This is a genomic window from Streptomyces sp. NPDC057253 (assembly GCF_042669125.1).
Lineage (GTDB): Bacteria > Actinomycetota > Actinomycetes > Streptomycetales > Streptomycetaceae > Streptomyces.
Genome location: NZ_JBHUXV010000026.1, coordinates 1 through 13,268, shown reverse-complemented (window position 1 = coordinate 13,268; position 13,268 = coordinate 1). Strand labels below are relative to the sequence as shown.

9 protein-coding genes are annotated in these 13,268 nt (G+C 66.9%); all 9 read right to left on the bottom strand.

The annotated features are described in order from the left end of the window. Positions 1-6 precede the first annotated feature (6 nt). The gene (gene rpsG, locus ACFULQ_RS16765) at positions 7-477 is read right to left on the bottom strand and encodes a 30S ribosomal protein S7 (protein WP_009330725.1); all 471 of its coding nucleotides are present in this window, start codon (positions 475-477) and stop codon (positions 7-9) included. A 2-nt stretch (positions 478-479) separates the two neighbouring features. Then, the gene (gene rpsL / locus ACFULQ_RS16760) at positions 480-851 is read right to left on the bottom strand and encodes a 30S ribosomal protein S12 (RefSeq protein WP_003948652.1); all 372 of its coding nucleotides are present in this window, start codon (positions 849-851) and stop codon (positions 480-482) included. A gap of 331 nt (positions 852-1,182) precedes the next feature. After that, positions 1,183-1,869: a DUF1707 and DUF4190 domain-containing protein gene (locus ACFULQ_RS16755; RefSeq protein ID WP_383544077.1), complete on the bottom strand. Its 687-nt coding sequence runs from the start codon at positions 1,867-1,869 to the stop codon at positions 1,183-1,185. 160 nt (positions 1,870-2,029) lie between these two features. Further along, complete coding sequence (locus ACFULQ_RS16750; protein ID WP_383544074.1) at positions 2,030-5,929, bottom strand: DNA-directed RNA polymerase subunit beta'; 3,900 nt, start codon at positions 5,927-5,929, stop codon at positions 2,030-2,032. Positions 5,930-6,029: 100 nt separating this feature from the next. Next, a complete protein-coding gene (rpoB, locus tag ACFULQ_RS16745; RefSeq protein WP_383544072.1) occupies positions 6,030-9,515 on the bottom strand; it encodes a DNA-directed RNA polymerase subunit beta in 3,486 nt (1,161 codons plus the stop codon). A 558-nt stretch (positions 9,516-10,073) separates the two neighbouring features. Next, entirely contained in the window at positions 10,074-10,463 is a 390-nt protein-coding gene (gene rplL, locus ACFULQ_RS16740; RefSeq protein WP_383544069.1) for a 50S ribosomal protein L7/L12, read from the bottom strand. Positions 10,464-10,578: 115 nt separating this feature from the next. Continuing rightward, a complete protein-coding gene (gene rplJ / locus ACFULQ_RS16735; RefSeq protein ID WP_383544067.1) occupies positions 10,579-11,109 on the bottom strand; it encodes a 50S ribosomal protein L10 in 531 nt (176 codons plus the stop codon). Positions 11,110-11,395: 286 nt separating this feature from the next. Then, positions 11,396-12,247, bottom strand: coding sequence for a DUF1396 domain-containing protein (locus tag ACFULQ_RS16730; RefSeq protein WP_383544064.1), 852 nt, complete (start codon positions 12,245-12,247; stop codon positions 11,396-11,398). A gap of 90 nt (positions 12,248-12,337) precedes the next feature. After that, positions 12,338-13,183 carry a hypothetical protein gene (locus ACFULQ_RS16725; RefSeq protein ID WP_383544062.1) on the bottom strand — a complete coding sequence of 282 codons (846 nt, stop codon included), beginning with the start codon at positions 13,181-13,183 and terminating at the stop codon, positions 12,338-12,340. Positions 13,184-13,268: the final 85 nt, after the last annotated feature.

The window sequence follows — 13,268 nt, the reverse complement described above, 5'->3', positions numbered from 1 at the left end:
CTGCGACTACCAGCGGTAGTGCGCGAAGGCCTTGTTGGACTCGGCCATCTTGTGCGTGTCCTCGCGCTTCTTGACGGCCGCACCGAGGCCGTTCGAAGCGTCGAGAAGCTCGTTGAGCAGACGCTCGGTCATGGTCTTCTCGCGACGGGCGCGGGAGTAACCGACCAGCCAGCGCAGCGCCAGGGTGTTGGCGCGGCCGGGCTTGACCTCGACCGGCACCTGGTAGGTGGCGCCACCGACACGGCGGGACTTGACCTCGAGGGTCGGCTTGATGTTCTCGAGAGCGCGCTTGAGCGTGATGACCGGGTCGTTGCCGGTCTTGTCGCGCAGGCCCTCCATGGCGCCGTAAACGATCCGCTCGGCAGTCGAGCGCTTGCCGTTCAGCAGCACCTTGTTGATCAGGGAGGTCACCAGAGGAGAACCGTAGACCGGGTCGATGATGACCGGGCGCTTCGGGGCGGGGCCCTTACGAGGCATTCTTACTTCTCCTTCTTGGCGCCGTAGCGGCTGCGGGCCTGCTTGCGGTTCTTGACACCCTGGGTGTCGAGCGAGCCGCGGATGATCTTGTAGCGAACACCCGGCAGGTCCTTCACACGGCCGCCGCGCACGAGCACGATGGAGTGCTCCTGCAGGTTGTGTCCCTCACCCGGAATGTAAGCGGTGACCTCGATCCCGCTGGTCAGACGCACACGCGCGACCTTACGCAGGGCCGAGTTCGGCTTCTTCGGGGTGGTCGTGAACACACGCGTGCAGACGCCACGACGCTGAGGGGAACCCTCGAGTGCGGGCGTCTTGTTCTTCTCGACCTTGTCCTGCCGGCCCTTACGGACCAGCTGCTGGATCGTAGGCACTACTTCTCCGGTTTCTGTGTGCCGATGGGTACAGCTAACCTGGAACGTCGCCGACCCACGCGGTCGGGTGTGTCGAATCCGGCGGACTCCCGCCGCAAGGCGAAAAGAGCACAGATTACGGTGGCCGCTTGCGGCTCCCCTAGTGCGGTTCAAGGCACGCACGAGAGCCAGGGCACACCCCAGGCACAAGGTCTGAGCGTACCTAGCTCATTCGCTGCGGTCAAAACAAATGGGGTCGGGCCGCATCGTTATGCACTCCGTGTCAAGCCCCTACGCCGTGGACGATCTTCGATTTCACATTCCGCACACGTGGGAGCACGGCCCGGCACGCTCATCCCGTGGCGAGCCCGACCGCCACCATCAAGGTCACCAGCACCGACCACGCGGCGACCGAGAGCCAGCCGAGCACCAGCCCGATCAGCGCGAGCCCGTCGCCGCCCTCCCCGGTCCGCTCGATCTCCGTGCGCGCCGCGTGTCCGAGGATCACCGCGGGCAGCCCGGTGAACCCGAGCGTCGGCACGCACAGCAGCCCGCACACCGCGGCTCCGACCGCCTTCCCGTTCGCCCGCGGCCGCGGGGCCGGCAGGAACGTCCGCGGTACGGCGGTGAAGGGCGCCGGCTGCGGCACGGGCCCGAGCGGCAGATCGGACACGAGCAGCGCCAGCTCCCCCACGGTCCGCGCCCGGTACGCCCGCTCCACCCGCTTGTCGAACTCCGCCTTCTCCAGCCGCCCCTCGCCGTACCCGGCCCGCAGCACGTCGACGGCCCGCTCCCGGTCGGCGTGCGAGGCGAGCATGGCGGAGGCACCGGGGTGCGGGGCGGGGTGGGAGACGCCGGGGTACGGGGTGGGGTGGGCGGCGCCGGGCTGAGGAGCCGCGTATCCGGGCCAGGGGCGCGCGACAGGGCCGCCCGCACCGGTCCAGGGCTCGGTGGCCGGAACGTCCGCCGGAGCGTCTCTGCCCGGCTCTGACGGCCACTCATCCCTGTCCTGCCACGGTTGCCACGACGGTTGCGTCACGGAGCACCCCCTGAGAGGTCGAATGCCTCCATGATGCTCCAACGCGCCGATACCGGGACAGGTTCCCGCACCCCCAGCACTCCAACGGGCACGTCACCGCAACGCGCACGCCGAAGGGCGGCCACCCCAAAGGGTGACCGCCCTTCAACGAGCGACTCGCTTACTGGTTGTACGGACCGTAGTCGTAGTCCTCCAGCGGAACGGCCTGGCCGGAGCCCGTGCCGAACGGCGAGTAGTCGATGTCGTCGTAGCCGACGGCCGAGTACATCGCGGCCTTGGCCTCCTCGGTCGGCTCGACCCGGATGTTGCGGTAACGGGACAGACCCGTACCGGCCGGGATGAGCTTACCGATGATGACGTTCTCCTTGAGGCCGATGAGGCTGTCGGACTTGGCGTTGATCGCCGCGTCCGTCAGCACTCGGGTCGTCTCCTGGAAGGAGGCGGCCGACAGCCAGGACTCCGTCGCCAGCGAGGCCTTGGTGATACCCATCAGCTGCGGACGACCGGAGGCCGGGTGACCGCCCTCCTGGACCACACGACGGTTCTCGGTCTCGAACTTCGAGCGCTCGACCAGCTCACCGGGCAGCAGCTCGGCGTCGCCGGACTCGATGATCGTCACGCGGCGCAGCATCTGCCGGATGATGATCTCGATGTGCTTGTCGTGGATCGACACACCCTGCGAGTTGTAGACCTTCTGGACCTCGCCGACCAGGTGGACCTGGACGGCACGCTGGCCCAGGATGCGCAGCACGTCGTGCGGGTTGGTGGCACCCACGGTGAGCTTCTGGCCCACCTCGACGTGCTCGCCCTCGCTGACCAGGAGTCGGGCGCGCTTCGAGATCGGGAACGCCGTCTCGTCGCTGCCGTCGTCCGGCGTGATGACGATCTTCTTGGTCTTCTCGGTCTCCTCGATCCGCACGCGGCCCTGGGCCTCGGAGATCGGGGCGACACCCTTCGGGGTACGGGCCTCGAAGAGCTCGACGACACGCGGCAGACCCTGGGTGATGTCGTCACCGGCCACACCACCGGTGTGGAAGGTACGCATCGTCAGCTGGGTACCGGGCTCACCGATGGACTGGGCGGCGATGATGCCGACCGCCTCACCGATGTCGACCAGCTTGCCGGTGGCCAGCGAGCGGCCGTAGCACATGGCGCAGGTGCCGACGGCGGACTCGCAGGTCAGGACCGAGCGGGTCTTGACCGTGGAGACACCGTGCTTGACCAGCTCGTCGATGAGCACGTCGCCCAGGTCGGTACCGGCCGGGGCCAGCACCTTGCCGTCGACGACGATCTCCTCGGCGAGGCAGCGCGCGTACACGGACGTCTCGACGTCGTCCGCCTTGCGCAGCACGCCGTCCGCGCCGACCTCCGCGATGTTGAGCTTGAGGCCACGGTCGGTGCCGCAGTCCTCCTCGCGGATGATGACGTCCTGCGAGACGTCCACCAGACGACGGGTCAGGTAACCCGAGTCGGCGGTACGCAGGGCGGTGTCGGCCAGACCCTTACGGGCACCGTGGGTGGAGATGAAGTACTCCAGCACGGACAGGCCCTCACGGAAGGACGCCTTGATCGGACGCGGGATCGTCTCGTTCTTGGCGTTCGACACCAGACCACGCATACCGGCGATCTGCCGCATCTGCATCATGTTTCCTCGGGCACCCGAGTCAACCATCATGAAGATGGGGTTCGTCTTGGGGAAGTTCGCGTTCATCGCCTCGGCGACCTCGTTGGTCGCCTTGGTCCAGATCGCGATGAGCTCCTGAGTGCGCTCTTCCTTGGTGATCAGACCGCGCTCGTACTGCTTCTGGACCTTCTCGTCCTGCGCCTCGTAGCCCTTGACGATCTCCTTCTTCGCCTCGGGAACGACGACGTCGGAGATGGCCACGGTGACACCGGAACGGGTCGCCCAGTAGAAGCCGGCCGCCTTCAGGTTGTCGAGCGTCGCCGCCACGATGACCTTGGGGTAGCGCTCGGCCAGGTCGTTGACGATCTCGGAGAGCTGCTTCTTGCCCACCGAGTAGTCGACGAACGGGTAGTCCTCGGGCAGCAGCTCGTTGAAGAGCGCGCGGCCCAGCGTGGTGCGCAGGCGGAAGGTGTCCCCCTGCTGCCACTCCGGCTCGCCCTCCTCCTGGGCCGGCGGCGTCCAGCCCCGCGGCGGGATGGTGCCCACCGGGAAGCGGATGTCGACCGGCGACTGGAGCGCCAGCTCACCGGCGTCGAACGCCATGATCGCCTCGGCCGTGGAACCGAACGAACGGCCCTCGCCCTTGGTGTCACGCAGCTCGCCGTCGGTGGTGAGGAAGAACAGACCGAGGACCATGTCCTGGGTCGGCATCGTCACCGGACGGCCGTCGGCGGGCTTGAGGATGTTGTTCGAGGACAGCATCAGGATGCGCGCCTCGGCCTGCGCCTCCGCGGACAGCGGCAGGTGCACGGCCATCTGGTCACCGTCGAAGTCCGCGTTGAACGCGGTGCAGACGAGCGGGTGGATCTGGATGGCCTTGCCCTCGACCAGCTGCGGCTCGAAGGCCTGGATGCCGAGTCGGTGCAGGGTGGGAGCACGGTTCAGGAGAACCGGGTGCTCGGCGATGACCTCTTCGAGGACGTCGTACACGACCGTGCGGCCGCGCTCCACCATGCGCTTGGCGCTCTTGATGTTCTGCGCGTGGTTCAGGTCGACCAGGCGCTTCATCACGAACGGCTTGAAGAGCTCCAGCGCCATCGCCTTCGGCAGACCGCACTGGTGCAGCTTCAGCTGCGGACCGACGACGATCACGGAACGCGCGGAGTAGTCCACACGCTTGCCGAGCAGGTTCTGACGGAATCGACCCTGCTTGCCCTTCAGCATGTCGCTGAGGGACTTCAGCGGGCGGTTGCCGGGACCGGTGACCGGACGGCCACGACGGCCGTTGTCGAACAGCGCGTCCACGGCCTCCTGGAGCATGCGCTTCTCGTTGTTCACGATGATCTCGGGCGCACCGAGGTCGAGAAGGCGCTTCAGGCGGTTGTTGCGGTTGATCACACGGCGGTACAGGTCGTTCAGGTCGGAGGTCGCGAAGCGGCCACCGTCCAGCTGCACCATCGGGCGAAGGTCCGGCGGGATGACCGGGACGCAGTCGAGGACCATGCCCTTGGGGCTGTTGGAGGTCTGCAGGAAGGCAGACACGACCTTCAGCCGCTTCAGCGCACGGGTCTTCTTCTGGCCCTTGCCGGTACGGATGATCTCGCGGAGCTTCTCGGCCTCCTCGTCGAGGTCGAAGGACTCCAGGCGCTTCTGCAGCGCCGCGGCACCCATCGAACCGTCGAAGTACGTGCCGAAGCGGTCCCGCAGCTCGCGGTAGAGCAGCTCGTCACCCTCGAGGTCCTGGACCTTGAGGTTCTTGAAGCGGGTCCACACCTCGTCGAGACGGTCGATCTCGCGCTGCGCACGGTCGCGCAGCTGCTTCATCTCACGCTCGGCACCCTCGCGCACCTTGCGGCGCACGTCGGCCTTGGCGCCCTCGGCCTCCAGCTCGGCCAGGTCGGACTCGAGCTTCTTGGCGCGGGCCTCCAGGTCGGCGTCCCGGCGGTTCTCGACCTGCTGACGCTCCACGGAGACGTGCGCCTCCAGGGAGGGCAGGTCGCGGGTGCGGCGCTCCTCGTCGACGTACGTGATCATGTACGCCGCGAAGTAGATGACCTTCTCCAGGTCCTTCGGGGCGAGGTCGAGCAGGTAGCCCAGACGCGACGGAACGCCCTTGAAGTACCAGATGTGGGTGACGGGAGCGGCCAGCTCGATGTGGCCCATCCGCTCACGGCGCACCTTGGCGCGAGTGACCTCGACGCCACAGCGCTCACAGATGATGCCCTTGAAGCGGACGCGCTTGTACTTGCCGCAGTAGCACTCCCAGTCCCGGGTCGGACCGAAGATCTTCTCGCAGAAGAGTCCGTCCTTCTCGGGCTTGAGGGTGCGGTAGTTGATGGTCTCGGGCTTCTTGACCTCGCCGTGGCTCCACTGACGGATGTCGTCAGCGGTGGCCAGGCCGATCCGGAGCTCGTCGAAGAAGTTGACGTCGAGCACTATGCGTCAATCCCTCTCAGGGTTGTAAGTCACGGGGTCTGATACGGGGGTCCTGGGGCCGGCCGGAGGATCCTCACCAGGTCCTCCGGCCGGACTCCCGTCAGACCTCTTCGACGCTGCTCGGCTCGCGCCGGGACAGGTCGATGCCGAGCTCTTCCGCAGCGCGGAAGACGTCCTCGTCGGTGTCGCGCATCTCGATGGACATGCCGTCCGAGGACAGCACCTCCACGTTGAGGCACAGGGACTGCATCTCCTTGATGAGCACCTTGAAGGACTCGGGGATGCCGGGCTCGGGGATGTTCTCGCCCTTGACGATGGCCTCGTAGACCTTCACGCGGCCGGTCACGTCGTCGGACTTGATGGTCAGCAGCTCCTGGAGGGCGTACGCGGCGCCGTAAGCCTCCAGCGCCCACACCTCCATCTCACCGAAGCGCTGGCCACCGAACTGGGCCTTACCACCCAGCGGCTGCTGGGTGATCATCGAGTACGGACCGGTCGAGCGGGCGTGCAGCTTGTCGTCGACCAGGTGGTGCAGCTTGAGGATGTACATGTACCCGATCGAGATCGGGTCCGGGAACGGCTCACCGGAGCGGCCGTCGAACAGCCTCGCCTTACCGGTCGGCTGCACCATGCGCTCGCCGTCCCGGTTCGGGATGGTGTGCTGGAGCAGACCCGCCAGCTCGTCCTCGCGGGCACCGTCGAAGACCGGGGTCGCGACGTTGGTGCCGGGGGCGACGGAGTCGGCGCCGATCGCCTGGAGGCGCTGCGCCCAGTCCTCGGCGAGGCCGGAGACGTCCCAGCCGCGGCTGGCGAGCCAGCCGAGGTGGATCTCCAGGACCTGTCCCGGGTTCATTCGGGACGGGACACCCAGCGGGTTGAGGATGATGTCGACCGGGGTGCCGTCCTCCAGGAACGGCATGTCCTCGATCGGCAGGATCTTGGAGATGACACCCTTGTTGCCGTGCCGGCCGGCGAGCTTGTCACCGTCGGTGATCTTGCGCTTCTGCGCCACGTACACGCGCACCAGCTGGTTCACACCGGGGGGAAGCTCGTCGCCCTCCTCGCGGTCGAAGACGCGCACGCCGATGACCTTGCCGGTCTCGCCGTGCGGCACCTTCAGCGAGGTGTCACGGACCTCACGGGCCTTCTCACCGAAGATCGCGCGCAGCAGGCGCTCCTCCGGGGTCAGCTCGGTCTCACCCTTGGGCGTCACCTTGCCGACGAGGATGTCACCGGCGATGACCTCGGCGCCGATGCGGATGATGCCGCGCTCGTCGAGGTCGGCGAGGACCTCCTCGGAGACGTTCGGGATGTCCCGGGTGATCTCCTCGGGGCCGAGCTTGGTGTCACGGGCGTCGACCTCGTGCTCCTCGATGTGGATCGAGGAGAGGACGTCGTCCTGCACGAGGCGCTGCGACAGGATGATCGCGTCCTCGTAGTTGTGACCCTCCCACGGCATGAACGCGACCAGCAGGTTCTTGCCGAGCGCCATCTCGCCGTTCTGGGTGGCGGGACCATCGGCGAGCACCTGGCCCGTGATGATCCGGTCGCCCTCGTTGACGATGACCTTCTGGTTGACCGAGGTGCCCTGGTTGGACCGGGAGAACTTGGCCAGGCGGTACGTGATGTACGTGCCGTCGTCGTTGGCGGTGGTGATGTAGTCCGCGGAGACCTCCTGGACCACACCGTCCTTCTCGGCCTTGACCACGTCGCCGGCGTCGACGGCGGAGCGGTACTCCATGCCGGTGCCGACGAGCGGGGACTCGCTCTTGATGAGGGGCACGGCCTGACGCATCATGTTCGCGCCCATGAGGGCACGGTTGGCGTCGTCGTGCTCGAGGAACGGGATCATGGCGGTCGCGACCGACACCATCTGGCGCGGCGAGACGTCCATGTAGTCGACGTCGTCACCGGGGACGTAGTCGACCTCGCCGCCACGACGGCGGACCAGGACCCGGGCCTCCTCGAACCGCATGTCGTCGTTGAGCGTGGCGTTGGCCTGCGCGATGACGAAGCGGTCCTCCTCGTCGGCCGTCAGGTAGTCCACCTCGTCGGTGACCTGACCGTCGACGACCTTGCGGTACGGCGTCTCCACGAAACCGAACGCGTTGACGCGGCCGTAGGAGGCGAGCGAGCCGATCAGACCGATGTTCGGGCCTTCGGGGGTCTCGATCGGGCACATGCGGCCGTAGTGCGAGGGGTGCACGTCACGGACCTCGAAGCCGGCCCGCTCACGGGAGAGACCACCCGGGCCAAGAGCCGACAGACGGCGCTTGTGGGTGAGACCCGACAGCGGGTTGTTCTGGTCCATGAACTGCGACAGCTGGCTGGTGCCGAAGAACTCCTTGATGGAGGCGACGACCGGCCGGATGTTGATCAGGGTCTGCGGCGTGATCGCCTCGACGTCCTGGGTCGTCATGCGCTCACGGACGACGCGCTCCATACGAGCCAGACCCGTGCGGACCTGGTTCTGGATGAGCTCGCCGACGCTGCGCAGACGACGGTTGCCGAAGTGGTCGATGTCGTCGGTCTCGACGACGATCGAGGTGCCGCTGTCACCCGTGGTCTCGGTCTCGCCCGCGTGCAGCTTCACCAGGTACTTGATCGTCGAGATGATGTCCTCGACGGTCAGGATGCCCGCGTCCAGCGGAGCGTCCGCACCCAGCTTCTTGTTGACCTTGTAGCGGCCGACCTTGGCGAGGTCGTAGCGCTTGGGGTTGAAGTAGAGGTTCTCGAGCAGCGTCTGCGCGGCCTCACGCGTGGGGGGCTCGCCCGGACGCAGCTTGCGGTAGATGTCGAGCAGCGCGTCGTCCTGGCCCTGGGTGTGGTCCTTCTCCAGGGTGGCGCGCATCGACTCGTACTCGCCGAACTCCTCGAGGATCTGCTCGGTGGTCCAACCGAGAGCCTTGAGCAGGACGGTGACGGACTGCTTGCGCTTGCGGTCGATGCGGACACCGACCATGTCGCGCTTGTCGATCTCCATCTCCAGCCAGGCACCCCGGGACGGGATGATCTTGGCCGAGAAGATGTCCTTGTCGGACGTCTTGTCGATGGAGGAGTCGAAGTAGACACCGGGCGAACGGACCAGCTGCGACACCACGACACGCTCGGTGCCGTTGATGACGAAGGTGCCCTTGTTCGTCATGAGCGGGAAGTCGCCCATGAAGACCGTCTGGGACTTGATCTCGCCGGTTTCGTTGTTGGTGAACTCAGCCGTCACGAAGAGCGGGGCGGCGTACGTGAAGTCGCGCTCCTTGCACTCGTCGATGCTGTTCTTCGGCGGCTCGAAACGGTGGTCGCGGAACGTCAGCGACATCGACCCGGAGAAGTCCTCGATCGGGGAGATCTCCTCGAAGATCTCCTCCAGACCGGACTTGGTGGGGACGTCCTGACCGGACTCCAGAGCCTCCTCGACCCGACTCTGCCAGGCGGTGTTCCCGAGCAGCCAGTCAAAGCTCTCGGTCTGCAGCGCGAGCAGGTTGGGAACCTCGAGAGGCTCCTTGATCTTTGCAAAGGAGATGCGCAGCGGGGCGGTGCTGGCGCCGTTGTTCGTATTCGCGGTCGAGGCAGTGCGCGAGGCGGCCAAGAGGGGGTCCTTCCGAGGGCTCGGACTCACTACGCGCTCCCCGGCCCCTCATCCGCGGCATCGGGACAGGTCTCTCCGATTTGGCCGAAAGGCCAGGTCAGAGATGGTCCGATCATCGATGCTGAGGCGAGGGCAGACCCCTGGTGACGGGCAGGGGACAGCTAACAGGCAGCGCAAAGGGTCAGTGTAGCCACTTGGCGCACTGATGTCCAGCCCCGCTTTTCTGCCCGGTCTTCAAAAACCCTCGTCGTCCTCAACGCCCTCGGCATGTTGCCCTCAACGCACGTTGATACTGCCCTCTTCGTCGCCGATCCATGCCTCGGATTCGGACCGTTCTGGCGACGCGTCCTGAGAATTGCGCGCTGCGTGCGGTTCGTCAAGGCCCCGCTGCCCCAACCCGGGGTTTCCGGAGACACGACGAAGATCACCATACCCCTCGCCCACGAGGCCGCAAGGCAACCGTGACCGCGCCTCCAGGAACGCCGAAGAGCGACCACCCGGATGGATGATCGCTCCTCGGCGCTTACGCGTTACAGGCCCAGCGGGACCTGTGGGGTGTTACTTGACCTCGACCGAGGCGCCGGCGCCCTTGAGGGACTCGGCGGCCTTCTCGGCGGCGTCCTTGGCGACCTTCTCGAGGACGGGCTTCGGGGCGCCGTCCACGAGGTCCTTGGCCTCCTTCAGACCCAGGGAGGTCAGCTCACGCACGACCTTGATGACCTGGATCTTCTTGTCGCCGGCACCGGTGAGGATGACGTCGAACTCGTCCTGCTCCTCAGCGGCCTCGGCACCACCGGCGGCACCGCCGGCGGCGGGGGCGGCAACGGCGACGGCCGCGGCGGCGGTGACGTCGAACTTCTCCTCGAAGGCCTTCACGAACTCGGAGAGCTCGATGAGGGTCATCTCCTCGAACTGCGCGAGCAGGTCTTCCTGGCTGAGCTTCGCCATGAGGGGCGATCCTTCCACTAATTTCGGCAGGTGCCGGATGTATCGATACGGCGGGCGTACTTACGGCCCGCTACGACCCGCGCCTCAGGCGGCGCGGATCAATGCGCGAGCCGAGTTACTCGGCACCGCCCTGCTCGTCCTGCTTGGCGCGAAGCGCGTCCACGGTGCGGACGAGCTTCGACGGGAGCGCCTGGAAGACCTGAGCAGCCTGAGTCTGCTTGCCCTTGAAGGCACCCGCCAGCTTGGCGAGCAGAACCTCGCGGGACTCGAGGTCCGCAAGCTTCTTGATCTCGTCGGCGGACAGCGCCTTGCCGTCAAGGACACCGCCCTTGATGACGAGGTTCGGGTTGTCCTTGGCGAAGTCACGAAGACCCTTCGCCGACGTCACCGGGTCACCGGTGATGAAGGCAACCGCCGTCGGACCGTTGAACAGGTCGTCGAGCGTCGAGATCCCGGCCTCGTTGGCCGCGATCTTGGTCAGCGTGTTCTTCACCACGGCGTACTGGGCGTCTTCACCGAGCGAACGACGCAGCGTCTTGAGCTGCGCCACGGTGAGACCCCGGTACTCGGTCAGCACAGCGGCGTTCGAGCTGCGGAACTGGTCCGCGAGCTCGGCTACCGCGGCAGCCTTGTCGGGCCTTGCCATAAGCGTGGCCTCCTTCCGGGTGATGAGGACCGCTCAGAAGGGGCTGAACAAAACGAAACGCCCCGGCGCAGGCGCACGGGGCGTAGCTCGACCGGAACACGCAACCCTGAGGCAGCGAGATCCAGGAGCAACTTCCACAGTCACCTGCGCGGGTCGTCCGCGATTCTCAGCGGATCCTTCGGCCACCGCACCCCCTTGCGAGGACACGGCAACGACCAGCGGTCTTTGGCTTCTGTAGGAGCGTACGTGACCGGATCCCTGTCAAGCAAATCCGGTCCTACGACGCTCAGCTGCTCTGGAGTTCCTTCATCATCTCGGCGAGGTCGGCGGTCTCGCCGGCGGGCGGCGCCTCGACGGTCACGGGCTTGTTGTAGTCGAGGAAGGTGAAGGTCATGTCGAACTTCCCCTTGGTGGCGTCGCCCTGCATGCGGAACTGCTTGGCGTGCTGCTCACCGTCGACCCACATGTCCATCGTGAACTTGTCCAGGCCCAGCTTCTCCAGCTGCTCGGTGCTCTTCTCGCGCTGCTCGCGCACCGACTTGTCGGCGTCCTTGAAGGAGGCCTTCAGCTCGGCCAGCGTGACGTCGCCCGCGTAGTGGGTGGTCTTGACCCCGTCGACGGTCTCGGTGCCGACCTTCTTCACGTCCTTGGCGCCGTTGAGGAAGGAGGACATGGAGGCGGGGTTCTGGTCGGCCTGGCCGGCGCCGGGCGCGGTGGCACCGAGGCCGCCGTCCTTGCCGAGCGCGGACAGGTCGAACTTCATCCACTTCTTGCCGTCCATCTCCTTGGCCAGCTCGGGGTTGCCCCCGATGTACATGGCCTTGTCGACGAGCCGGATCTCCGCGGAGCCCTGTCCGGCCGCGGTCATCTTCATGCTCATCGCGAGGTCGGGCTTGGTGCGCATGGAGGCCTCGGCCTGGACCTGGCCCTGCTCGGGCATCTCGCCCTTCATGCGGTAACGGAAGGAGGTGATCTCCTCCGTGTTCTTCGCCGCCTTGGCGACGGCCGCCGCGGGAGTCATCTCCGGCGACTCGTCGCCGCCCTTGGAGCAGCTCACCGCACCCGAGGCCAGGGCCACGGCGGCGAGGCCGACGCCGATGGTCCTACAGCGCGCGGAACGTCGTACGGAAGTACCCATTGATTCCCCCCAAGGAACACATGGTCGATTCACAGCAAGACCGCGAGCCTATCCGAGAGGAGCGGGAGGGGCCGGTGAATTCCCCGGGGCTTAAGGGGGGTTGGTGCCTGACTGTGACAGGAGGGACGTGAAGTCCTGGGTGTCCGCGGCCGGCGGGCGATGTATGGCGACCTCGACGCCGTAGTCGCTGTAGTGCGCGGTCTGGGTGACTTCTCCACTGGCCGTGCTGGTCTTCTCGACCTTCTTGACCAGGAGGTTCTTCTCGTCGATCCAGATGTCGAGGCTCTCGCCGGTGACACCCGCGTCCCTCAGGCGGCGCTGGAGCTCGGCGTCGGTGACGTGCCCGAGCGTCACGGTGCCGGAGTAGTGCCGGGTGGTCCGGCCGTCCACGGTCTCCTCACCGACCTCGCGCACGTCCGCGGAGTCCAGCAGCAGTCGTACCGACTGGTCGGGGGTGGTGGAGCGCATCTGGTCGGCGAGGTCGGCGCCGCCGCCGAGGCTCTTGAGGTCCTCGTAGGCGTACTTGAGCCAGTGCCTGCCGCCCGTCTTCGCGGCGAAGGTGTCGCCCAGGCGCGCGTAGTAGGCGTCGGGGAGGTAGCGGGCCTCCATGGAGGTGACGCCGAGGCCGCGCATCGTCTGGGCCGCGGTGCCGCCGGTGTAGCGGAGGGTGAGGGTGCCGGAGAGCCCGTCCCGCCAGGCGAGGAGGCCATCGGCGGTGAGGGACAGCTGGCTGCCCAGCACGGTGGTGGACCGCACCCGGGCCGTGCCGGCCTGCTCGGTGGCGCGCTCGGCGGTACGCAGGACCGGGAGGGCGGCGGGAGGTGAGGCGGTGTGCCCGGCCTCCGGCCCGTCGGGTGAGCCGGAGGACGTGCAGGCGGTCAGTCCCGCAAGCGCGGCGACCGCCGCGATCCGGACCGTCGCCGTCGTCCTCTTCATACGTCCCCCCGTACAAGTGCCCTGCTCGCACGCTAACTCAGAGCCCTGGCCCCGCACATGGGAACGGGCCCCGCACCTCAAAAGG